The organism is Sphingomonas cynarae (assembly GCF_039537815.1).
GTDB classification, from domain to species: domain Bacteria; phylum Pseudomonadota; class Alphaproteobacteria; order Sphingomonadales; family Sphingomonadaceae; genus Sphingomonas; species Sphingomonas cynarae.
The window spans coordinates 472,149-494,932 of record NZ_BAABBF010000001.1 but is presented as its reverse complement, the minus strand read 5'-3'; the positions used below and the strand labels follow the sequence as shown (position 1 = coordinate 494,932).

Sequence of the window (22,784 nt, the reverse complement as noted above, 5' to 3'; positions counted from 1 at the left end):
ACGGGTTAACGCGACGCGCCGCAGTAGCGTGCGACATAGGCCCCGTGCGCGGGCAACCCCGCCACCGTCCGCCGCGCCGAATCCCGCAGCGACTGCAACAGCGTCGCCAGTTCGTCGTCGCGCAGCTTGCTCGCGATCGGATGCCAGCTTTGCGGCATGATCCCCTGGCCCATCATCACCTGCACCCAGCTGTTCTCGGCGAACAACTCCTCGTTGCGGCGAAAGACGCGCCCGGTTTCGCGGAACAGCTCGATCTTCTGCGCCAGCGTGTCCGGGATATCCATCGCCGCGCATTGCCGCCAGAACAGACTGTCGCGGCGTTCGGTGACCTTGTAGTGCAGGATCAGGAAATCGCGGATCTGCAACATGTCCTGATGCTGCTGGTCGTTGAATTCGGCGATATCCCGTAGAGAGACCGGCCCCGCCGGCATCATCCGGATCAGGCGCAGGATCGCCCGCTGGATCAGGTGGATGCTGGTCGACTCCAGCGGCTCCATGAACCCGCCCGACAGGCCGATCGCGATACAGTTGCGATGCCATTGCCGGCGCCTTGCGCCGGTGACGAAGCGCAGCCTGTTGGGCTGGGTCAACACCGGCCCGGTCAGATTGCCGAGCAGCCGCTCCAGTGCCGCGTCATGATCGAGGTAACGACTGCAATAGACGATGCCGTTGCCGGTGCGGTGCTGCAACGGAATGCGCCATTGCCAGCCCGCATCGTGCGCCATCGCGCGGGTGAAGGGCGGCGGCGGCCCGACATTCCCGGTCTGTACCGCGATCGCGGTGTCGCAAGGCAGGTAATGCGTCCAGTCGTCGAACCCCGCATGCAGCGCCTGCTCGATCAGCAGGGCGCGAAAGCCGGTGCAATCGAGGAACAGGTCGCCCTCGATCCGCGTACCCGATTCGAGCACCAGCGCCGCGATATCGCCGCTCTCGCCATCGAGGTCGACCCGCGCGATCCGCCCCTCGACCCGCCGCGTGCCGTCCGCCTCCGCCATGCGGCGCAGGAACTGGCCGTACAGCGTCGAATCGAGCTGATAGGCATAGTTCATCCCCTCGTCGGGCAGATGCGCGAACCGTCCCTCCGCCGCCGCCAGCAGTTCGAGGCAATAATCGTCGTAAGGCTGGGTATGCCCCTTCTCCCGCCCATGGAGCCAGAAGTGCTGGAACCCGGCCGACCAGTGATCCTTGCCGGTCAGGCCAAAGGAATGGAAATAGCTCTCGCCCGCCTGTTTCCAGCCGTCGAACATGATGCCGAGTTTGAACGTCGCCTGCGTCGCCCGCATGAAATCGGCTTCGTTGATACCCAGCAGGCGGTTGTAGGTGACGAGCGGCGGGATGGTCGATTCCCCCACGCCGACGGTGCCGATCGCGTCCGATTCCACCAGCGTCAGGTCGACGGTACGCCCCATCGTCCGCGCGATTGCCGCCGCCGCCATCCACCCCGCTGTGCCGCCGCCGGCGATGACGATGCGGCGGACCGGTGCCTCGCCGCTCATCGGCTCAGCGCCCGCAACAGGAAGGCGCGCAGCCGCCCCGCGCTTTCCGCGGTCAGCGTCGACAGGATGCTGCGCGCCTGTTCCGGGATATGCGCGGTCGTCGCCTCGTCATTGTCGAACACATAATGGTCGAACATCTCGCGCCAGTGCCTCTTCTGATCCTCGGGCAGGTCGCGCACCGCGAGGATCGCGTGGTTGAGTGCGTCCTGCGGTTGCCCCAGCCAGCGCGGCGTCGTCCGCCACCAGTAATTCACCAGCACGTTGAACGTCGCCAGCCCCTCGACATGATGCCACCACATCGCCGGAATATAGAGCGCGTCCCCCGCTTCAAGTTCGGCGACCTGTGCATGGCGCAGGGCATCGCGGAACTTCGGATGGGCGGTGAAATCGGGTGCGTGGAAATCCACCATGCTCACCGCACGCCCGGCCGGGGTATTGTCGATCGGGCCGAGGTACAGGTTGCGGAACTGTTCGCGCGGGAAGAGCGTGAACCGCCGCCGGCCGACCGCGACGCAGGCGAGGTTGTCGGGAACGTCGTTATGCGCGGCGATCCGCGTCCGCGTCCCCATCCAGATGCTGGCCAGCGGCGCGCGGTCGCCGAGATCGACATGGTTCGCCTCGTGCAATCCATCGAAATAACCCTGCATGTCGATCGAGGCGAGGTAGATCGGCCGGGGGTCGCCGCTCCGCTCGCCGGTGTCGATATGCGCGAACACCTCGTCCAGCCGCGCTTTGAAGGTGGCGAAGTTCATCGCCATCGCCGCATCGTAGAACAAACGGCCGTCGCTGCCGTTCGCGCCGACCGAGACGGTGAACGGCACGTCGCGGCGATGGTCGAGGATATAGCGTCGCGCCGCCGCCGCCGATCGCCGCCCGGCCTGCACCAGCGGCCAGTCGGCGATCAGGCCACGAACGACGAACGGGCGATCGGCGGTCCGCAGCGCCGCGTCGAGCGCCGCGGCATCCGCCACCACGCGTTCGGGAACGGGCGGCAACCCCGCGAAGATATCGGTACCCCGGTCAGTCATCGCCCAGCGTCTGGTTCTTGCGGGCGATCAGCCCCGGCAGGTGACTCTGCGACGCCAGCGCCATGAAGATCGGCATCAGATGCCCGCCGCGATGCAGATCGTCCAGCGCGGTGGCATCGAGCGCGCGCAGGCGTTCCTCGTCGATGACGTGAAAGCCGACCAGATTGTTGATCGATCCGTCGTCCAGCGGCACCTCCAGCGTCAGCGGTTCGAGCAGTTCGTGTCGATCGAGCGCGGCGAAGAAGGCGGCACTGGTACGATAGCCGGCATCGAGCGCCCCCAGTTTTTCGATCCGGTCTTCGAGAAACGCCGAGGGCCGCCCATTTTCGTCGAACAGCCGCGATCCCCCGGTCGAGCCGATCCGCGGGCTCGCCATGTCGATATGGACCTGCGCGCCCTCGTCGCCCGGCCGCGGCGCACCGATCAGCAACGGCTGGATATCCATCGCCAGCGGGATGTAGCCGGCATCCCAGCCACCGTCGGACAGATACAGATTCTCGCCATTCTCGAACCCGAACAGCGCGAGGGCGACGGTCGATCCATCCTCGATATGGCGGCGGAACAGGATCAGGTAATCACCCTGCACCCGCCGGAACTCGTCGGGAACGATCAGGCAGCTCATGACCGCATCGCCGAATGCGGCCCCGCGGTCGTGGTGGACACGCGTCTCGCCATGCGTCGCGGCGGTCAGGAGGGCGTGATCCGGCATATCGATCCTATCCAGTCGTCGGTGGCCTGCCCATGTCCGCGCCGGGGCGCGGACGCGGCTGTCCCGCACGGGTAGCCCTATCCCTTGCCGCCACCGCGGCAAGACGAAAAGAGCCATCGATCGCACGACGATGGCTCGCTCCGTTCGTCGCGGCGGACGCGGTCAGAAGTTGACCCGGACGCCGCCCGAATACCGCGCGTCCTGCCTGACCATGAAGGTCACGTTGCGATCCGATCGGCGATGGCCGCGACGGTCCGCCCCGGTGAGGTTGATCGCCTCGGCAAAGACGGTCAGCCCCGGCATCACCTCGACGCTGGCGCTCGCATCGACCTGACCATAACCCTCGGTATAGAACGGGTTGATGCCACCACCGGCCAGGAACTCCGCGCGCCAGTTGTACGATACGCGTGCCTGGATGCCGTTCTTGTCGTAATAGGCGCTGGCGTTGGCACTGTCCGACAGGCCGTTGACCGCGAATTGCGAGACGCTGGCCGGCAACGCGTTGTTATAGTCCTGATTGCCGTTGACGAGCGTGTAGTTCAGCTGGGTGCCGAACCCGGTGGCCCAGAAGCTGTGCTGAATCGCGAATTCGAAGCCGTTGATCGTCGCGGTCTCGTCGCTGTTGAACGGCGTCGAGATCACGAAGTTGACGGGTGCGTCGGCGGGCGAGCCCAGGATCGTGCCGTTGACGACACTGCCCGGGAAATTCGCGCCGATATAGTCGCGGATCTGCCCGAAGGTCGCCCCCGTACCCAGCGCGGCGATCGCCGCGCGGTAGCGCGGGCCATTGGACGGATCGGTCAGGCCGGCCACCTGCTGGCGGACCTGCGTCGTCCCGATATAATTGGACACCTGCTTGCGGAAATAGCCGACAGACATGTAGCTTTCGCGCGTGTAATACCACTCCGCCGACAGATCGATGTTCTTGGACTTGAACGGCACGAGGTTCGGATTGCCCAATGCGCCATCGCCGTTGCCACCGGCACGGAACAGCGTGTTGAGCGTCAGCCCGCCTTGCAGCGATCCGTAATCGGCCCGTGTGATGGTGTGGCTGTACGACGCGCGCAGCTTCACGTCGCGAAGGGGCGAAACGTCAAGATCGACCGAGGGCAGCCATTCGTCATATTCGCCGGTGAAGGTCGTGAAGGTGTTCTGCCCCGCCGGCTGGATGACGTTGAATTCATTCTGCGAATTCTGTCGCGTACCGGTCGATAGCGGCACCAGCGCGGTGGATCGGACCGTGGTGTTCTCGTAGCGCAGGCCGCCGATCAGGTGCGCCGTATTGCCGAACAGATCGAACGCGTTGTTGATCTGCAGATACGGCGCGATCGTCTTTTCGCGGATGCGCCGATCGGTGGTGTAGGGCGTCAGGCAGTTCCGGTCGCCGCCGCAGATATTGTAGGTCTGATCCAGCAGGTCGACGACCCGCTCGAAGCTGTAGCCATAGAATTGCCTGGCGATATCGGCGCTGCCGACGCCGTCGATCCCCTTGAACCTGCCGGGGATATCGATCGCCTGGAAGATGTCGTCGGGCAACAGCGCCGCCGCCGCCGCACGCTGCGCCGCACTGTCGCCGCCGGTGCCGCCCCAGGTGTCGTTCTGGAGCACGCCATAGGCGGAGCGCACCTTGTTGTCCGTGAAGGTGAAGCCCCAGTCGATCGAATCGAGGAAGCTGCCGTCATGGTCGTAATGCGCCTTCAATTGGACCTGGTTGATCCGGTCGCGGAAGTAGGAATTGCGGAACGCATTACCTGTCGGCACGATCAGCGCGGCGTTGAGCGGATCGATGCCCGGCTGCATCTGATAGGAGAAGACCGGCAGGTCGTTCTCGAAGTTGATCGTCTGGCTGGCGACGCCGAACACCGCGGTGCCGAGCGAATTGCTGTTGCCGTATTTGTTGGTCGGCTTCGATTCCGCGGTCGAGTGATGCGCATCGAGCGCGATCGTGACGCCACCCGGCGCTTCCCATGCCAGATTGCCGCCGATCGACTTGTTCTCGGTCCGGTAGGCGGTCAGCGCACTCGAATAGGACAGGTCCTTGGCTTCCGCCGCGGTGAACCGTTCGGTGTAGAATTGCGGGCCGGCGACGGGGCCGTCGGTCCATGCCGACGAGGTGTCGTTGTGGTTGAACCAGATGCCGACATTGGCGTTGCGCGTCTTCACCTCGTTGCGCGAATAGGTGTAGTCGATCGTCGCGGTCAGTGCGTCCGTCGGCTTCGCCTGCAACACCAGCTGCCCGTTGATACGCTCGCGGGTGATGTCGTTCAGGTCGTAGGACGCGTTCTGCGGCACTTCGTAGACGTCGGTCGGATCGGGACGGTTGGTGATCCGCGTCGCGCCCGGCGTGCCGGGCTGCGCCAGCGATCCCCAGTTGTTCTCCGACCCCAGATAGCCGTCGCGATAGCCGACATTGGCCTGGTTCACCGACGCGCGACGCTTCTGGTAGACGCCGTTCACGAGGATGCCGATGCGATCGTCGGCAAAGGTGGTCGAGAAGATGCCGGAGACTTCCGGCGTGATGTCGTTCTTGCCGTTCTGTGACGTGTCGATCACGCCGCGCGCGGCGATCGAGCCGCGCGTGCCGACCTTGTCGAGCGGACGCGGCGTGCGGATGTTGATCGTCGCGCCGATGCCGCCCGACGGGATCGAGGCACGACCCGATTTGTAGACTTCGAGCGCGGCGATGCCTTCCGACGCCAGATTGGCGAAGTCGAACGCGCGCGAGCCCGGCGCGCTGTTGCCGTCGCCGATGACCGACGTCGGCAACTGGCGGCCGTTGAGCACGACCAGGTTATATTCCGGACCGAGACCACGGACGGTGACGAACGAGCCTTCGCCGTTCGACCGGTCGATCGACACGCCGGTGATGCGCTGGAGCGATTCGGCCAGGTTGGTGTCGGGGAACTTGCCGATGTCTTCGGCCGAGATCGCGTCGACGATGCCCTGCGCATCGCGCTTGATGTCGGCGGAGGCGCGCAGCGAGGCGCGAATGCCGGTGACGACGATGTCGTCCGATTCGGCAGGGTCGGCCGCGGCCGGCGCCGGCTGGGGCGCAATCTGTGAGGACCCGGTGTTGCCGACGGTGGCGGCGGCATCCTGCGCCCACGCGACGGCGGGAACGCCGGCGAGGGCGACGGCCGAGGTGCCGATGATCAAACGCGAAAGCGAGCGAGCCGTGAAGCCACGCATCCTGTATCCTCCCTATGCGGCACGCATTGCTCGTGCCTTCTCCTGTGAACGTTCACTTCATTTTTTGCCGAAAAATGTCAAGCAGATGCAGCCGGTATTGTGAACGTTCACCGGATATGCTGTTGATGCCGTAACGGTGTGACAAATCTGCACCGCCGACTGCCGGCTGCCCACGATGCATCGCGGTCGGGATCGATAGGAGAGACGATGTCCAGATTGCTGCAAGTCGCCCTGGCAGGGGCCGCCACCGTGGCGGCGATCCAGACCGGCGCCGGCGCACAGACGACAACCGCATCGGCCACGACACCATCGGCCGCGACCGCCGCCGCGGCGCAAGCCCGGGCGCGCGCGGATGCGATCGTGGCGCGGATGACGCAGGACGAGAAGCTGCTGCTGGTCCATGGGCTTTTCCCCCCGATGGCGGCGGGCAAGAGCGCGAACGAGCTTATCCCGTCTGCCGGTCATATCGACGGCATCCCCCGGCTCGGCGTACCGCTGGTTCGGGAAAGCGACGCCTCGCTCGGCGTCGCCAACCAGGTCGAACAGCGCAAGGGCGACGTCGCGACCGCCCTTCCCTCCAGCCTCGCGACCGCGGCGAGCTTCGATCCCAGGATCGCGCGCGCCGGCGGCGCGATGATCGGGTCGGAGGCACGCGCCAAGCGCTTCAACGTGTTGCTGGCGGGCGGCGTCAATCTGACCCGCGATCCCTGGAACGGCCGCAACTTCGAATATCTGGGTGAGGACCCGTTGCTGGCGGGCACGCTGGCGGGCGCGCACATCGCCGGCGTGCAGAGCAACCGCATCGTCTCGACGGTCAAGCACCTCGCCCTCAACGCGCAGGAGACGGGGCGCATGGTCGTCGATGCCCGGATCGGCGAGGCGGCGCTGCGGATGAGCGACCTGCTGGCGTTCGAGATCGCGATCGAACAGGGCCGTCCCGGATCGGTGATGTGCGCCTACAACAAGGTCAATGGCGAGTGGGCGTGCGAGAACGGCCATCTGCTGAACGACGTGCTGAAGCGCGACTGGGGCTATCCCGGCTGGGTGATGAGCGACTGGGGCGCGGTCCATTCCACCACCAGGGCGGCAAACGCCGGTCTCGACCAGCAATCGGGGCAGGAACTGGACAAGGCCCCCTATTTCGGGGCGCCGTTGCGGGCGGCGATCGATCAGGGCGCGGTGTCCCGGCGGCGGCTGGACGACATGGTCGCGCGCTATCTGACCGGGCTGATCCAGACCGGGGCCTATGATACGCCGGTGCCCGCCGCCGCGACGATCCCGCCCTATGCGCGCAACGCCGATGTCGCGCAGCGCGCCGCGGAGGCCGGCATCGTGCTGCTGAAAAACCAGGGCGACGTGTTGCCGATCGCGCGGACCGCCAGGCGGATCGTGGTCATCGGCGGCAACGCGGACGTCGGCGTGCTGTCGGGCGGTGGGTCGTCGCAGGTCCGCTCGGTCGGCGGCGCGCCCGTCGAGACCCCGCTGGCCTATGGCGGGTCGGCGTCGTTCGCGCGCATCACCTATCACGCCTCCTCGCCACTCGCCGCGCTGCGCAAGGCGCTGCCCGGCGCGCAGGTGACATGGCTCGACGGTCGCAACTTCAACGCCACCGTGGATGCCGCCAAGGGTGCGGACATGGCGATCGTGTTCGCCACGCAATGGACGACCGAGGCGGACGACGTTCCCGACCTGCGCCTGCCCGATCATCAGGATGCTCTGATCGCCGCGATCGCCGCGGTGCAGCCGCGCACGGTGGCGGTGCTGGAGACGGGCGGCCCGGTGCTGATGCCGTGGATCGACCAGGTCCCGGCCGTGGTCGAAGCCTGGTATCCCGGCCAGCGCGGCGGCGAGGCGATCGCCAACATCCTGACCGGCAAGGTCAATCCCTCGGGCCGCTTGCCGATCACCTTCCCCGCCGCCGCCTCGCAGCCAGTGCGCCCCCGCCCGGTCGGCCTCGATCGTCTGACCGGGCTGGACGCCGCCGCGGCGGCCGATCCGGGGGCGGCATCGACGCATGCGCTCGAAAGCTTCCCGGTCGATTATGTCGAGGGGGCCGATGTCGGCTATCGCTGGTACGAGCGGAAGCGGATGACGCCGCTGTTCCCGTTCGGTCACGGCCTCGGCTATACGCGGTTCGCCTATCGCAACCCGGTCGTCACCGGCGGGCGGACGTTGAGCATCACCTTCGACGTGGTGAACACCGGCGCGCGGACCGGCGCCGACGTGCCGCAGATGTACGTGGCACGCGAAGCCGGCGGCGCGCCGATGCGGCTCGCGGGGTTCATGCGCGTCACGCTGAAGCCGGGGGAGAGCCGTCGCATCACCCTGACCGCGGAGCCGCGCATCGTCGCCGATTACGATGTCAGGCTGCCGGGCTGGCGGATCGACGCCGGCCGCTATCGTGTCGCGCTGGGCCATGATGCCGCCGATCGGACGATGGTGTCCTCCACCACGCTGGAGGCCGCGACGATGAAACCCTGACGGGGCCGGGGCGCGGTTGCCGGGGCCGCGCAACGCGGGCAGGATCGCGGATCGATGACCTTGCCGTCCCCGCCCCGCCGGTCGCCCGTCTTCCTGTTCGTCTTCGCGCTGGCGAATGTCGGCGGCGTCATCGCGTATCTGCCGCTGCTGACGCTGTTGCTCCCGCTGAAGATCGAGCTTCTGAGCGGGCCGGCGCGCATCGGCGTCTTCACCGCCTGCGTCACCGCCGGGGCGATCGCCGCCAGCGTGGCGGGCATCCTGTTCGGCTGGCTGTCCGACCGGTCGGTACAGGGCGGCATCGGCCGGCGCGGCTGGATGGCGGGCGGCCTGATCGCGACCGCCGCCGGCTATGCGCTGATGGCGCTGGCGACGACACCGGTCCAGATCGTCGCGGCGGTGGTCGTGTTCCAGCTGGCGGTCAACGCGTTGCTGGCGCCGATGATGGCGATCATGTCCGAGGAGATACCCGACACGCAAAAGGGCGTCGCCGGTGGCCTGCTGTCGCTCGGCAGCCCGGTCGCCTCGGGCGTCTCGGCATGGCTGGTCGGACAGGCGCTGCTGCCGGAATCGGCGCGGTTCGCGCTGGTTCCCGTCGCGGTTGCCGCCTGCCTGTTACCGCTGCTGATCAGCCGCCGACGCCTCGTGGTCCCCTCCTTCGGCGCGGGCGATGGCGGCGCTGTCCTGCCGCTGCTTCCGCGCCGCGACCTCGTCGTGGCCGGCATGTCGCGATTGCTGGTGCAGATTGCGGGTGTGGTGACCCAGGCATATCTGCTGTATTATTTCGAAAGCATCCTCGCGGACGGGTCACGCGCCGGCCTGCCGGCGCGGATCGGCCATCTGCTGACGCTGGCATTTCTGCTGCCGCTGCCGATCGCGCTGATGCTCGGCCGGCTGTCGGACGTGACGCGGCGGCGCAAGCCGTTCCTGCTGATCGCCGCCGGGGTGGCGTCGGCCGGGCTGATGGGCATGGCGGGTGCGACCGGCTGGGCCGGCGGCGCGACCGCCTTCGTCGTCTACACGATCGGATCGTCGGTATTCGTTGCGCTCCACGCCGCCTTCGCGATGCAGTTGCTCCCCGACCCCGCGCACCGCGGTCGTGATCTGGGGCTGCTCAATCTGGCCAACACGCTGCCGTCGCTGCTCGGCCCGCCGCTGACCTGGATGCTGGCGACGCCACATGATTTCAGTGCGGTGATGGTGATGCTGGGCGTGCTGACGCTGGGCGGCGGACTGGGGATGCTGGGCGTCAGGGCGTGGCGTTAGAGTCCGTCATCCGCGGCAACGGCGCCGCTTTGTGGCAGCGCCGCAACAGCGGGACGACAAACGCCTTCGACCGGCGCCGTCATCTTGCCGGGTGACGTGGGCCTCATAAGGTGTCGCCTGACCGGGCAGTGGCAAACTGTTCGGAACAGGGGGGAATTTCATGAAGCACGGAAAGTTGCTCACGGGCCTGTCGGCGTCCGTATCGGTACTGGCGTTCGTATCGTCCGCCGGCGCGCAGACGATCCAGTCGGCGCCCAGCCAGGAAACCACGGCCGAGGCGCAGGTCGCCCCCGAAGCCGATGCCGGCAACCAGATCGTCGTCATCGGCAGCCGGGTGGCCAATCGCACCGTCTCCGACAGCCCGGTGCCGATCGACGTCATCTCCGAAAGCGCGCTTCAGGCGTCGGGCACGGGCGAACTCAACAAGACGCTCAACCAGCTCGTTCCTTCGTTCAACTTTCCGCAGCCGTCGATCGCCGACGGGTCCGATGTCACGCGTCCCGCAACGTTGCGCGGCCTGAATCCCGATCAGACGCTGGTGCTGCTGAACGGCAAGCGCCGCCACGTTTCCGCCTTGCTCAACATCAACGGCACCGTCGGCCGTGGTGCTGCGGCGGTCGACATGAACATGATCCCGACCCTGGCGATCCAGCGGATCGAGGTGCTGCGCGACGGCGCCTCGTCGCAATATGGCTCGGATGCGATCGCCGGCGTCATCAACGTGCAGTTGAAGACCGCCAGTTCCGGTGGCCGCGCGCAGGTGAGTTACGGCAAATATGTGACCACGCTGGACGGCGTGTCCGACTTCGATGGTCTCGTCACCGCCGGCGGCCAGCCGGTGCTGGGCACGGCGGATACCCGCTATCTCCAGGCCAATGGCTCGGGCGAGCGCAAGGCGCGCGACGGCGGCTACACCACGTTCGGCGTCAATGTCGGCCTGCCGGTCGGCGATGGCGGCTATTTCAACTTCACCGGCGAATATCGCGATCGCAACTTCACCAATCGGCAGGGGTACGATCTCCGGCCCAATTACATCCGTCCCACCACCACGACCTTCGATCCGCGCGAAACGACGTTCGACCGGCTCAACTTCCGCTATGGCGATGCCAAGACGGAGGATTTCAACTTTCTCATCAACACCGGCGTGCCGCTGGGCGCGGCGGAATTCTACGGCTTCTTCACCTATGGTCACCGCGACGGCCTGTCGGCGGCGAATTTCCGCCAGCAATCCGCCGCGACCAACCGCGATTTCTCGACGCTGACGCCGACCACGGTGCCCAACAACGGCAATTTCGTCGGCCTGACGCCGGACGGTTACCTGCCGAAGATCCAGTCGAACATCGACGACATGTCGGCGACCAGCGGCATCCGCGCCGACATCGCCGGCTTCAAGGGCGACTTCTCGCTCGGCTTCGGCCGCAACGAACTGAACTACCGGACCGAGGACAGCGTCAACGTGTCGTTCGGCCCGCAGGGGCAGCGGTCGTTCGATGCGGGCGGGCTGGCCTTCTCGCAGATCCTCGCCAACGCCGATCTGGCCCGGCAATTCGATGTCGGGCTGGCGGGACCGCTGTCGTTCGCGTTCGGCGGCGAATACCGGCACGAAATCTATCAGATCCGTCCGGGTGACCCGCAATCCTATCAGACCGGGCCTTTGTTCGTGCCTGCACGAGCGACGACGAGCGCCAATTGCACCGTGCTGGGCGGCGTCTTCGCCAGCGGCATCTGCTCCTTCCCCGGTCGGGCCGGTGCGGCGGGTGCGCAGGGGTTCGGCGGATTGCCCGCGTCGGCCCGCACCAACGTCGATCGCGACAGTTTCGCGGGTTATGTCGAATTCGACGCGGATCTGTTGACCGGCCTCACCGCCACCGCGGCTGGCCGTTACGAACATTACAGCGACTTCGGCGACACGCTGAACGGCAAGCTGGCGCTGCGCTACGAATTCGTGGACGGCTTCGCCCTGCGCGGTTCGGTGTCGAACGGGTTCCGGGCGCCATCGCTGCACCAGCAGTTCTTCACGACCACGTCGACCAACTTCCTGGCGGGCGTGCCGGTGGACGTCTCGACCGTGCCGGTCAGCAGCCCCGTCGCCCGCGCGCTGGGATCGCAACCGCTCGATCCGGAAAAGTCGTTCAATCTCTCGGGCGGCGCGACGTTCAATCCCTTTCGGGGCTTCAACCTGACGGTCGATTATTTCCGGATCAAGATCACGGATCGCGTGGTGCTGTCGGAAAATCTCGGCGCGGCCGGTGTCGGCACGGCGGCGCAGAATGCCGCGGTGCAGGCGGTGCTGACCGCGAACGGCTTCAGCAATGTCGGGGCCGCGCGCTTCTTCATCAACGGTCTCGACACGACGACGCAGGGGGTCGACGCAGTGGCGACCTACCGGGCCAATCTGGGCGGGCTGGGCGCCTGGAATCTGTCGGCGGCCTACAATTACACGCAGAACAGGATCGACGAGCGGCTCAACAATCTTGGTCCCCTCGCCCAGATTCCGGGTCTGGTGCTGTTCGGCCGGGTCGAGGGCATCCGCTTCGAGCGCGGCCAGCCGCGGACGAAAGCGGTATTCGCCACCGACGGCAAGATCGCCGGGATCGGCGTATCGGCGCGGACCACGCGTTATGGTTCGGTGATCTCGCCGGAGACGACCGCACCGCTCGGGGCGGAAGCGACCAGCCTGACGGCGTTGGGCCCGGACGATCAGCGCCTGCGTCCGAAGTGGATCACGGATTTCTCGCTCAGCTACGAATTTCAGGGCCTGCAGCTGACGCTGGGCGTCGACAATGCGTTCGACGTCTATCCGGATCGTCGCCCGTTCGGCCCGCGTCCGGCAAGCGTCGGGGGCAGCTATCCGGCCACCTACCAGTTCCTGCCGTACAGCGGCTTCTCGCCGTTCGGCTTCAACGGCCGCTTCCTTTACGCACGGGCGGCGGTGAACTTCTGACCGGTGCGGGGGGGGTCTTGCGGGTCCCTCCCACCCGCGCCTCTCCAGCAGGCCATCCGGTCCGGTCCGGATGCGGCCCGCGTGAAGGACGATCGGACCTATCCGATCGGCTTGCGATTCGGCAGGCTGACCGGCCGGGCACGATCCACGGCAAGGCGGCCGTTGGTATAATCGAGCTCGGCGATCTGCAGGACGGTCCGCCGCCCCCATCGCGGATCGGTGGCCGCCTCCGGCTCGCCGGACTGGTGGACGAAATAGATGATGAACGCCCGATCGCCGACGACGACGATGTCGGGATGCTGCCCCTTTGCCCGATCGGTACGGGCGGTGCCGGGTTCGGCGAGCAGATACCCGTCCTGCCGCGTCCATCGCGTCGCATCGTCAGAACGCATGACCAGCAGGCCCTTCCAGGCATCCGACACCAGCCACCATTGCCCGCGCCACCGGAAGGCCTTGGGCCCCTCGCCCGGCGTGTCGACGACCCGGGGTCCCGGGGTCCAGTGAACGAGATCGGTGCTGTCGGCGCTGCGGATCGTCTTGCCCGACCGTTCCTCGTCATACCATAGCCGGTATCGGCCCGGGGCGATCTCGGCGACACTGGCGTCGATCACGCGGTCCGAGCCCAGCGCCAGCCGCTCGCCGCAGGTCCAGTTCCGCAGGTCGCGGCTGGTCAGGTGGACGATGAACCGCGGGCCCTGCCAATCGTGGAAGATACCCGGAACCACGGTCAGCCACATATGCCATTGGCCGCGGTAATAACCGATCTCGGGCGCCCACAAGGTCTCTCCCGTGCAGGCCGTCGGGATGGCCGCCGTCCCGCCATACCGCCAATGGGTACCATCCTTCGACACCGCGACGCCGATCGCCGTGCCGTGGACCCAGGCAACGTCCTTTTCGTCATCCCCCGTCAGGGTGGCGCGACGATTGGTGTAGAACATGCGCCATTCGCGCCGCGCCGGGTCATAGACCGTCGAGGCGTCCGCCGCCCCGTCCCAGACCGGGTCGCGGAACATCGGTTTGGCCGGCGGTGAGGGCGTCGCGACGGCAAGGGCCGCCGCGGCCAGGATGGATGTCCGGATCATCGCGACGTTGAAGCCGAAATTCCGCGCCGGGGGCAAGCCAATAGGAACATGGCGTATCCACCGATGCCACCCGAACATGCCGACGGGCGAAATGCGGGGAACGATCGACGCCCCCCACCCTTGATAGCGCGGCAGGGAGTCGGATGATGGGCGTATGGACGGCAGGGTTCTGGGGTCTCGTCGGGGGATCGGCGCTGATCCTGGGCGCGGCCATCGCCTGGTTCGCGACACTGCCCCAGCGGCTGATCGCATCGATCATGGCGATCGGGTCGGGGGTGCTGATCTCGGCGGTCGCCTTCGACCTGATGGACGAGGCATTCCGGCAGGGCGGGTTCGATGCCACCGCGTCGGGATTTCTGGGCGGCGCCATCGTCTACACCGCCGCGAACATCGTGATATCCCGGCGCGGCGCCAGGCACAGGAAGCGGTCGGGCTCCAACCCGCAGGCCCGACAGCCCGAGGCGCGGTCCGATTCCGGCGCGGCCATCGCGATCGGCGCCCTGCTGGACGGTATTCCGGAATCGGTGGTGATCGGCGTCAGCCTGCTGGGCGGCGGCGGCGTCAGCACCGTCACGGTCGCGGCGGTGTTTCTGTCCAACGTACCCGAAGGGCTGTCGAGCGCGGCGGGGATGAAGGCCGCCGGCAGAAGCGCCCGTTACGTCTTCGGCGTATGGGGCGGCATCGCGGTGATATCGGCGATCGCGGCGATGATCGGCAATGTCGCTCTGGCCGGCAGCAGCCCCGACCTGATCGCCGGAGTGACCGCCATCGCGGCAGGCGCCATCCTCGCGATGCTGGTCGACACCATGATTCCCGAGGCGACCGAAGCTACTCATGATTATTCCGGGCTGATCGCCGTTGTCGGCTTTCTCGCGGCATTCATCCTGTCGAAAAGCGGCAGGTGACGCGCATTCCGGCCAACGGGCACCCATGACGATACGCTGGTCTTGCATCACTCCTGCCCTGTCCGCAGGGTGGCGAAAAGGGGCGTCCGATCCTTCGACGAGGCAGACGCGGTTCGCAGGGCCAAATACGTCATTTTACCTGTCCCATACTGGAACAGTCGGTCGTCACACGCCAATGAAGTGTTAAAATTTGGTTACATCCGAACAAGCTACCCCTAGTGACGCCCCTGCGTCTCGCGAATCACCGCTGAGATGCGCGTAACCGGGTGTATTCATGACTTCCTTCAAGACGATGCTGCTTGCCGCAGCGGTATTTGCCGTGCCCTCGACCGCGAATGCAGCGCTGGTCGGCAGCCTGGGTGGCGGCACGGGTCCGTTCCGTACCCTGACCTCGGCCGGTCTCGACGACGGCGCCATTGCGACGCTTTCGGGCGGTGCGGTCTACACGGCAGATCTGCCCTTCGCCGACATTCCCGAGGGTGACATTGCCGGCAACGCGTTTCTCGCCGCCGGCGTTCAGGCCGGCCAGCCCGCCGTACTGAACTTCACGAACCCGACGACGTATGTCAGCTTCCTGTGGGGTTCGCCGGACGTCTACAACCGCCTGTCGCTGACCACCAGCGTCGCAACCTACGCGTTCGACGTCGCCAGCCTCGGCTTCGCGGTTCGTGACGGCAACCAGGCGTTCTCGCAGTATGTGCAGTTCGCGGCATCGGCCGGCGAGACGATCACCAGCCTGTCGTTCAGCAATTCGCCGATGACGGACGCGTTCGAAGTGGCCAACTTCACCGTCACCGCGGTGCCCGAGCCCGCTACCTGGGGCATGATGATCCTCGGCTTCGGCATGGTGGCCGGCGCTGCCCGCTATCGCCGTCGCAGCACGAAGGTCGTGTACGCCTGATATAGCCTCGGCTACGATCGTATCGATGGGCGCCGATCGGAAGATCGGCGCCCTTTTCGTTGCCGGGCAATCAGTCTCGCACCGCCGATGCGGCGAACTGGACCAGAGATCATCCCGGAAGTTGGTGAGCATGACGTCGACACAACCCGAATGTGACCATGCGCGATTGCGCGCGCTGCTGCTGGATGCGATCGTCGAAGCCGACAGATGCGATGACAATATCGTTGCCGCTCACATCGAAACCGCACTGGCCGTGCTCGGCGAACATGGACCGGATCAATCCAGCGATCGCTGAACGGCATATAGTCGTTCCAGCAGATCGCTGACGACGGCATGGCCCTGAACGCTCAGGGCCAGCAACTCACCCCGGCGATCGATCAGACCGCTATGTTCGAGGGCGCCGATCCAGCGTTCCGTGACGGATGGTGCAAGGCTTCCCGGCGGTGTCAGATCGCCGGCCGACAGATACTGGGCATCCTCTTCGGCGACATGAAGCGCCAGCAGGATGTCGAGGCCGGGCGAGCCATAAAGCCCGGACGGCAAACAGTCCGCCGCCACCCTCGATGCACACAACATGCGACGGGCGAGTTTTGCCGTCGTCGTCGCCGCCAGCGTGCGCGCGGGGCCATTCGGCGGGTCCAGCGTCTTGGTCATATCATTCCCCTGACCGATGCATCGGACTAGTGATTCCGCCGTCAATTCAAGGCGGTTATATGTCGCGTAGGAGTTGCATTCGCGCCTTGCAACGTTGGAACCAACGGGGAACGGCAGGGCCAGCGGATCGGGCATCCGCCGCTGACCACGGTCCGGCTTGACGTGACGTGACGTGACGGCCGGATCTGCGCACCTCACATCGTAAATCGTACGCCGGCTCGCACCCGCCGGTCGGCCGGGATGGGCGATACCGCCGCCCCGTCGGCCAGCGTCAGGTTCTCGCCCGCCGCGAACAATTCGAGCTTGGGGGTGAGCTGAAAGCCGGCCCTGGCATCGACCGCTACCGAATCGTCGACCGGGTAGAGCAACAGTTGCGGGGTGGCCGAGAAGGCGAACTGACGGGTGGCGGCGGTATATCGCGCCACCCCGGACAGAGACAGCCGCCCGACCGCATAGCCCAACGTGACGTTGGCCTTGTGTGCCGGCGTGGTCGATTTGGGCGAGAGCGCATAAGGGATCGGCAGGGCGGTGCCGCTCAGTCGCTCGTCCGTATGGGTCCAGGTGTAATTACCGCGCCACGACAGGCCGCCGATCATGCCCGATGCGGACACCTCGGTACCATAGGTGGTGAAATCGCCGACCGTCTTGAACCGCGCCACCAGCGAGGGGAGCGGGGTCAGGAACAACTCGGTCTGCAACCCGTCGCCGGGCGACGCGATCGCATCGTTGGTCCGCGTGGCGAACGCCGTCACTTCCAGCTTCGTCGTGCCGAGTGCGTGGACATAGCCGATCTCGCCGCTCCACACGCCGGCCGGATCGATCCGTGGCGATCCGGCGACGAAGACGGGCACCGGCGACGGCGTGATGATGGCCAGGCGCGTGCCCAGATTGGCCAGCGAGGGCAATTGATAGCCGCGTCCGCCATTGATCCGCAGCAGCCCCTGATCGCCGGTACGGACGAGCAGCGCGACGTTGAAGGTGACGCGGGTGAACGCCCGGTCGAAATCGCGGGGATCGTTATAGGCGGGCCGGGCGATCATGCCGTCCTGATGCAGCCACAGGCGATCCAGCCGTCCTGCCGCGGTCAGCGATATCCGGTCGTCCGGATGCACGTCCAGCATCGCATTCGCCGATGCCACATCGTACGAAATCTGCCGCGCGAACTGGTCGATCGACCGCAGCCGGCTGTTGCGGTATTCGCCGCCAAGACGCAGCGTGTCGGTCGTGCCGAGGCGGACGAGCGTGGATGCCTGGGTGACGATGATCCGGTTCTTCATCGTGATCGGAGCACTGGTATCGACCGCCGTGCCGATGCCGTATCGCGCATCGAGCCAGTTGACGTAACCGTTCAGCGTCACGCCGCCCCAGTTCGTATCGCGCGCCGCCGTGGCATGGACGTTGTCGCTGCGATAACGCTGGTTGGACAGCAACTGGCTCGGCAGATATTCCATCTGGCGGTTGGTGGCATGGCCACCGCCCACCACCAGATCCAGCCCGCCGAACGTGCCGGTGACGTCGCCCGACACCTGATCGCTCACGACATCGCCGATCATGGCCGGTCGCAACAGCGATGCGGGGATGCGCCGTTCGTTTTCACGGGCATGGCCACCCGCCAGTTTGACCCCGATCGCCGACGTGACGGGCAGCATCACCGATCCCGCCAGCTTGCCGGTGCCGTGATTGCCCCCTTCCGCCATCGCCGTCGCGGAGGGTGCCCCGCCGACACGCCGGGTGATGATGTTGACGACCCCGGTAGCGGCGTTGAACCCGAACAACGCGTTGGCGGGACCGCGCACCAGTTCGATCTGCTGGATCTCGTCGAGCTGGACGCCGAGCAGGTTCCAGTCGGTCATGCCGTAATGGTCGAGATAGACCTGCCGGCCGTCGAGCAGCACGAGCAGCCGGGCGTTATAGGTCTGCACCCCGCCGCGCACCGCGACGTCGCTATGTCCCGCCGTCCAGCGGTTCACGTCGATGCCGGCATAGGTCTTCAGCAATCCCGGCACGTCGCGGGCCGGCGAACGCGCGATCTCCGCCTGCGTGATGATGATCGTCGAGGCGGGCAGTTCGGACGCGCGTTGCGGCTTGCCGGTGACGCTGGTCGTCACCGGTTCGCCGATCGCGTCCTGCAACGCCTGATAATCGATCGACTGCGCGACCGCGGCGGGCGAGATGACGGCGGCGCTGACGAGGGCAACCAGGCGAAGGGTGCGGAGGCGGATGGAAGCGGGCATCAGATTTCCTTCACCAGCATCAGGAATGCCGATCCGAACCGGACATTGGCGGCACGGGCGGCAGCCCGGTTGACGGTGATCTGCACCTTGGGGCTGGTCGCGATCCCGACCACGCAACGGCCTGTCTGCACGCAGGCGGGGTCGGACGAGATGGTGAGCACCGACGAGCGCGCAGCCACGGCGGATATATTGTCCTGCTCCCCGCGCAGACCGGTCGTCACGAAGGCGACCTGATAGCCGGTCAGCGCGCCCATCGATCCGATCGGCACCCGCCGCGTCCTGATCGTACCGCGCCCCGCGCTGATCCCCGATCCCGTCGAACGCTCGATTGCCTCCGCTTCGGCTTCCGATGCCTCGTTACCGGGGGCGAACAGGATCGCCGCCGGGACGGCACCCGCGCGGGCGGGCAAGGTAAACGACACGACCCGCGCCGCGATGGGCACGTTAAGACCGGCCGACGTCGGCGTCGCCCACCCCGACACTGCCAGCGCACACGCTAACCTTCTTAGATGCAAAGAAATAACCCCTTCTCGATACCGAAGGGGGCATACGGATCACGACTATCCAACTGGTTAACGCGGCGCGTTCGGCATCATCGTCGAAGGCGGTCACGCGGCGCCCGTGCGCTTCCGTTCCACCGTGATGATACCCATGATCTTTCCCGTCGCGCCATCGATCGCACGAACAGGGACCATCAAGACCCGGTTGATCCGTGACATGAAAGAAGGGCCGCCAACCTCCCGGTTAGCGACCCCTCACTTACGCCCATGTCATGGGAGAAATCAGGCGTAGGCAATTTTCGTAGCACGACGACGGTAGCGAGCGGTCGCACCGATCATGCCGAAGCCGACCAACATCATCGCCCAGGTGGCGGGTTCGGGAACGGCGCTGGTGACGTTGAGGGTACCCAGGACGATAGCCAGCGAATTGCTGGAAAACAGCGTGAATTTACCTGTCGACAACGTTGGGGTGCTCAACGTGCCGGAGAACAACTGCTGACCGAAATATGAGGTGGTCGGCGAGTTGAGTCCGCCGCCATCAACCGATGTGTAGAATGTGAAGCCGGGAGCGGAAGATGCTGGCGCGCCATTGACAGTGTAATTCTGCACATCGACCATGAACGAATAAATACCCATGTTAAAAGATGATGGGTTGCTATCTATGTTGAAGGAAAAGCTGGGATATTCCGCTGCGGTTGCGGTAAAATTATAAAGCAGCGGTGCTGCCGTTGCAGAACCGGCCGTCACGGCGGAGCCAAACAGCGCCGCAGCCAATGCGATTTTCTTCATCGTCCATCCCTTTGAAGCCAGATTGCTCCGATGCGGCCTGATTGCTGCAGGATGGACGGCGCTGCAATAGTGTGGATATAGTTAACATATCCCGTATTGGGGCGATTGCCATTGTAGCGAAGCCGCCCTCCTCATAACCGGCGACCCCATTGTTGGTCGCAAGACCTTGAAAAGGGACGATGACTGGCGATCAGCGCTTCCCCACTCACGCCCAAAAAGGAAAGAATCAGGCATAAATGGTCCTGACGGAATGCCGACGGTAACGAACAGTCGCACCGACAGTCCACCAGCATCATCGCCCATGTCGGCATTTCAGGATCTGCCGCGGCGGCCCAATCACATGAAAATCACACCGCCAGGTGGTCCCCCAGGAACACCCGCAGCTAACTAACTGTTTTTATTGGGAAAAATGGTGCCCGGAGACGGATTCGAACCGCCGACACTGCGATTTTCAGTCGCATGCTCTACCAACTGAGCTATCCGGGCAGACCGCTGTCGCGATCGGAAGCGCGTCCCTAGTCGGGCTGTTCGGGGTTGTCCAGCCCCTCCGGCACCGGCGGGCCGGGGATACGATATCCCTCGCCCAGCCATTGCAGCAGATCGCGGTCGCGGTGCCGCGCCGAACAGAAGGGTTTATACGCGGGCACCGCAGGGTCACCGCAGATCGGACAGGTCGGCTCGGCCATCACGCACTCTCCCATTCGTGGACGACGCCGGTGCGCCGCGCCAGTTCCGCCAGCCAGGGCGGCCGCGCCGTCAGGGCCGCGTGCACCGCGGGCGTCACCCGGTGGCGCCGGTCGGATCGCGGCGGCGCCCGCTCGATCTGCCGGAGCAGCGCCCGCGCCGCCGATGCCGCCGGGTCGGCGCGCCACCGTTCGGGCAGCGACGCGCGCAGGCGCGGACAGACGATCTGGAGGAAACCGAACCCGTTCATCGCCGTCCGCTCGAACGGCATCGGCAGCGCGGCGTCGATCGCGGTGGCCACCGCCAGCCGTTCCGCCTTGCCCGCCACGGTCGGGAAATCGATCCCGATCGATCCGCCGATGCCATGCCGGCGAATCGCCGCCGCCACCACCGGCGCCGCCGCCAGCGCCAGGCTGGCGGCCGGTGGCGCACCGTCGACGTCGAACAGCGTCATCGCCGGGGTCGGCGTCATCCGCAGCGCGCCGCCGGCAAAATCGATATCGCCGTGCATCGCCTCGTCCAGCAATTCGGACCAGCCCGCCGCCTCCAGATCGTCCGCCTCATGCGCCTGCAACCGGCGGACGGGATGGCCGCTGGCGGCGATCCGCGCCCGCAGGTCGGGACCGGGCGCGGGCGGCAGGTCGCTCGGCATCGCCTTGGCGGGCTTCAGCCGTCGTCCCTCGGCCATCGCCTCGCGCGTGATCGCGATGGTCAGCGCCGCGCCTTGGGTGATCCCCGCCGGCAGCGCGCCCAGCAGCGCCTCGCCACCATCCTTCAGCACCACCCGCCCCCGCCGCACCGGCAGCAGCTCGACCAGCCGGGCGCGGTGGACGCCGCCGACCAGCGGCCCGGCATCGTCCGGCTCGATCGCCGCGGCGACGATCCGGCCGTCCTCGACCAGTGCGGCGCGCGCCTCGCCGATCCCCGCCTCGTACAGCCACTCAGCCAAGCGGCGCGTCGACCGGATAGCCCGCGGTCAGCAGCATCGCCCGCGCCTCGAACAGCGGCAGACCGATCACGCCGGAATGACTGCCCGACAGAAAGCGCACGAACGCCTCCGCCCGGCCCTGGATCGCATAGCCGCCCGCCTTGCCCAGCCCTTCGCCGCACGCGACATAGGCATCGATCTCCGCAGGCGTCAGCGGCTTGAACGCGACGATCGTGTCCGCGATCCTGGTGCGGACCGTGCCCGCCGCGTCGATCACGCACAGCGCCGACAACGCATGGTGGCGTCGGCCCGACAACAGGGCCAGCAGGCGGCGCTGCACCGCCTCGGTATCGGCGGGGGGCAGGATGCGGCGGCCGACCGCGATCGTGGTATCGCCCGCCAGCACGATCTCGCCCGGCGCCCGCGCGACGGCCTGCGCCTTTTCGGTCGCCAGCCGCAGCGCATAGGCGCGCGGCACCTCGCCCGCGCGCGGACCCTCGTCGATCGCGGGGGCGGCGATACGCGCGGGCACGACGCCGATCCGCGCCAGCAGATCGCGCCGGCGCGGCGAGGACGATGCGAGCACGAGCGTCACCGGCGCGGACCCGGCCGGCACCACGCCGTCACTTGAAGCGATAGGTGATCCGCCCCTTGGTCAGGTCATACGGGGTGAGTTCGACCAGCACCTCGTCGCCCACCAGCACGCGGATGCGGTTCTTGCGCATCTTGCCGGCCGTGTGGCCCAGAATCTCGTGATCGTTTTCGAGCTGTACACGGAACATCGCGTTGGGGAGCAATTCCACCACGCGGCCGCGCATCTCGAGCAGTTCTTCCTTGGCCAAACAAAATCCTCAGGCAAGCGTAAAGGCGCGTCGCCCTACCCGATCGGCGCCCGAAAGGAAAGACAGGACGATGCCCGTGACGATATGGGGTCGCCGCCGCCCCGCAAAAGGGCGTATCGCACGGGCCACCGCCACGGGGTCATGATGGCCAGCGG

The 22,784-nt window shown here is 66.5% G+C and carries 17 protein-coding genes, 1 tRNA gene and 2 pseudogenes; 6 read left to right on the top strand and 14 right to left on the bottom strand.

Annotation, left to right across the window (positions count from 1 at the left end):
- Positions 1-5 precede the first annotated feature (5 nt).
- The 4 genes from ABD719_RS02290 to ABD719_RS02275 form a co-directional block, all read right to left on the bottom strand.
- Positions 6-1,496 (bottom strand): tryptophan halogenase family protein, encoded by a 1,491-nt coding sequence (locus ABD719_RS02290; protein ID WP_344691741.1) that lies wholly within the window; start codon positions 1,494-1,496, stop codon positions 6-8.
- Complete coding sequence (locus tag ABD719_RS02285) at positions 1,493-2,524, bottom strand: cupin-like domain-containing protein (RefSeq protein WP_344691740.1); 1,032 nt, start codon at positions 2,522-2,524, stop codon at positions 1,493-1,495. Before ABD719_RS02285 ends, ABD719_RS02290 begins: the two co-directional genes overlap by 4 nt.
- Entirely contained in the window at positions 2,517-3,233 is a 717-nt protein-coding gene (locus ABD719_RS02280; RefSeq protein WP_344691739.1) for a SapC family protein, read from the bottom strand. Before ABD719_RS02280 ends, ABD719_RS02285 begins: the two co-directional genes overlap by 8 nt.
- Positions 3,234-3,395: 162 nt before the next feature.
- On the bottom strand, positions 3,396-6,422 hold the full coding sequence (locus tag ABD719_RS02275) for a TonB-dependent receptor (RefSeq protein WP_344691738.1): 3,027 nt from the start codon (positions 6,420-6,422) through the stop codon (positions 3,396-3,398).
- 207 nt (positions 6,423-6,629) lie between these two features.
- On the opposite strand from ABD719_RS02275, the gene ABD719_RS02270 reads away from it, so the two are divergent.
- The 3 genes from ABD719_RS02270 to ABD719_RS02260 all read left to right on the top strand — a co-directional run bounded on the left by ABD719_RS02270 (position 6,630) and on the right by ABD719_RS02260 (position 13,110).
- A complete protein-coding gene (locus tag ABD719_RS02270; protein ID WP_344691737.1) occupies positions 6,630-8,903 on the top strand; it encodes a beta-glucosidase family protein in 2,274 nt (757 codons plus the stop codon).
- Positions 8,904-8,957: 54 nt separating this feature from the next.
- Positions 8,958-10,166 (top strand): MFS transporter, encoded by a 1,209-nt coding sequence (locus ABD719_RS02265; RefSeq protein WP_344691736.1) that lies wholly within the window; start codon positions 8,958-8,960, stop codon positions 10,164-10,166.
- A 160-nt stretch (positions 10,167-10,326) separates the two neighbouring features.
- The gene (locus ABD719_RS02260) at positions 10,327-13,110 is read left to right on the top strand and encodes a TonB-dependent receptor plug domain-containing protein (RefSeq protein ID WP_344691735.1); all 2,784 of its coding nucleotides are present in this window, start codon (positions 10,327-10,329) and stop codon (positions 13,108-13,110) included.
- Between the two features lie 98 nt (positions 13,111-13,208).
- On the opposite strand, the gene ABD719_RS02255 is transcribed toward ABD719_RS02260, so the two are convergent.
- Positions 13,209-14,192 (bottom strand): glycoside hydrolase family protein, encoded by a 984-nt coding sequence (locus ABD719_RS02255; RefSeq protein ID WP_344691734.1) that lies wholly within the window; start codon positions 14,190-14,192, stop codon positions 13,209-13,211.
- Between the two features lie 146 nt (positions 14,193-14,338).
- Between ABD719_RS02255 and ABD719_RS02250 the strand changes: the two genes are divergently transcribed.
- The 3 genes and pseudogenes from ABD719_RS02250 to ABD719_RS02240 all read left to right on the top strand — a co-directional run bounded on the left by ABD719_RS02250 (position 14,339) and on the right by ABD719_RS02240 (position 16,293).
- Positions 14,339-15,097 carry a ZIP family metal transporter gene (locus ABD719_RS02250; protein WP_344691733.1) on the top strand — a complete coding sequence of 253 codons (759 nt, stop codon included), beginning with the start codon at positions 14,339-14,341 and terminating at the stop codon, positions 15,095-15,097.
- Between the two features lie 478 nt (positions 15,098-15,575).
- A pseudogene (locus tag ABD719_RS18765) lies at positions 15,576-15,998 on the top strand (PEPxxWA-CTERM sorting domain-containing protein); the annotation flags it as partial.
- Positions 15,999-16,023: 25 nt separating this feature from the next.
- Positions 16,024-16,293 (top strand): hypothetical protein, encoded by a 270-nt coding sequence (locus tag ABD719_RS02240; RefSeq protein ID WP_344691731.1) that lies wholly within the window; start codon positions 16,024-16,026, stop codon positions 16,291-16,293.
- Here ABD719_RS02240 and ABD719_RS02235 read toward each other — a convergent pair.
- The 9 genes and pseudogenes from ABD719_RS02235 to infA form a co-directional block, all read right to left on the bottom strand.
- The gene (locus ABD719_RS02235; RefSeq protein ID WP_344691730.1) at positions 16,275-16,787 is read right to left on the bottom strand and encodes a hypothetical protein; all 513 of its coding nucleotides are present in this window, start codon (positions 16,785-16,787) and stop codon (positions 16,275-16,277) included. The genes ABD719_RS02240 and ABD719_RS02235 overlap by 19 nt on opposite strands.
- Before the next feature lie 59 nt (positions 16,788-16,846).
- Positions 16,847-18,886 (bottom strand): TonB-dependent receptor plug domain-containing protein, encoded by a 2,040-nt coding sequence (locus tag ABD719_RS02230; RefSeq protein WP_344691729.1) that lies wholly within the window; start codon positions 18,884-18,886, stop codon positions 16,847-16,849.
- Complete coding sequence (locus ABD719_RS02225; RefSeq protein WP_344691728.1) at positions 18,886-19,308, bottom strand: YfiR/HmsC family protein; 423 nt, start codon at positions 19,306-19,308, stop codon at positions 18,886-18,888. Before ABD719_RS02225 ends, ABD719_RS02230 begins: the two co-directional genes overlap by 1 nt.
- 360 nt (positions 19,309-19,668) lie before the next feature.
- A pseudogene (locus ABD719_RS18655) lies at positions 19,669-19,815 on the bottom strand (PEPxxWA-CTERM sorting domain-containing protein); the annotation flags it as partial.
- Between the two features lie 770 nt (positions 19,816-20,585).
- Positions 20,586-20,661: transfer RNA gene (locus ABD719_RS02215), tRNA-Phe, on the bottom strand.
- Positions 20,662-20,690: 29 nt separating this feature from the next.
- Positions 20,691-20,861 carry a DNA gyrase inhibitor YacG gene (locus ABD719_RS02210; RefSeq protein ID WP_192125698.1) on the bottom strand — a complete coding sequence of 57 codons (171 nt, stop codon included), beginning with the start codon at positions 20,859-20,861 and terminating at the stop codon, positions 20,691-20,693.
- Positions 20,861-21,808: a ribonuclease gene (locus ABD719_RS02205; RefSeq protein WP_344691726.1), complete on the bottom strand. Its 948-nt coding sequence runs from the start codon at positions 21,806-21,808 to the stop codon at positions 20,861-20,863. Before ABD719_RS02205 ends, ABD719_RS02210 begins: the two co-directional genes overlap by 1 nt.
- The gene (locus ABD719_RS02200; RefSeq protein ID WP_344691725.1) at positions 21,801-22,382 is read right to left on the bottom strand and encodes a Maf family protein; all 582 of its coding nucleotides are present in this window, start codon (positions 22,380-22,382) and stop codon (positions 21,801-21,803) included. Before ABD719_RS02200 ends, ABD719_RS02205 begins: the two co-directional genes overlap by 8 nt.
- A gap of 28 nt (positions 22,383-22,410) precedes the next feature.
- Positions 22,411-22,629 carry a translation initiation factor IF-1 gene (gene infA / locus ABD719_RS02195; RefSeq protein ID WP_007403889.1) on the bottom strand — a complete coding sequence of 73 codons (219 nt, stop codon included), beginning with the start codon at positions 22,627-22,629 and terminating at the stop codon, positions 22,411-22,413.
- Positions 22,630-22,784: the final 155 nt, after the last annotated feature.